Here is a 509-nt window from a genome sequence, read left to right as displayed (position 1 = left end):
TATCAGGGTGGAGCGGGCGGAAACGGTGGTGCCGGCGGCGCGAATCTGGCACTGCTGGGCGGCACCGGCGGGGTGGGCGGTCTCGGCGGCAACGGCGGCGTGGGCGGCCACGGCGGCAGCGGCGGAAACGGCGGCCTGACCGCGGGAGCCGGGGGCGCCGGAGGCGATGGTGGTGCCGCCGGTGCCGGCGGGGCCGGCGGCGCCGGGGTCTCGCCCGGAGGAGGGTATTACGGGCAGGCCGGCAACGGCGGCGCGGGCGGCACCGGCGGGACCGGGGGTATCGGCGGCACCGGCGGCTCGAACGACGGCTCCTTTGCTCAGGATTACGCCGGCCAGGGCGGCCAGGGCGGTCACGGTGGCGCCGGCGGGGCCGGCGGTAACACCAGCGGCAGCGGAGTCAACGGCACCGGCGGCGGCGGGGGTAAGGGCGGCACCGGCGGCCTCGGCGGTACCGTCAAGAACGACGCAGCCAGCCTCATTGCGGCCGTGGCCGGCGGCGGGGGTGGGGG

Annotated in this window: 1 pseudogene; it reads left to right on the top strand. The window is 78.8% G+C overall.

Annotated elements, in window-relative coordinates:
- Window positions 1–509 (top strand): annotated as a pseudogene (locus AO501_RS38270) (PE family protein); the annotation flags it as partial.

The organism is Mycobacterium gordonae, assembly GCF_001417955.2.
Classification (GTDB): domain Bacteria; phylum Actinomycetota; class Actinomycetes; order Mycobacteriales; family Mycobacteriaceae; genus Mycobacterium; species Mycobacterium gordonae_B.
The sequence above is the reverse complement of the archived record's forward strand: the minus strand, read 5'-3'. Positions and strand labels throughout refer to the sequence as shown.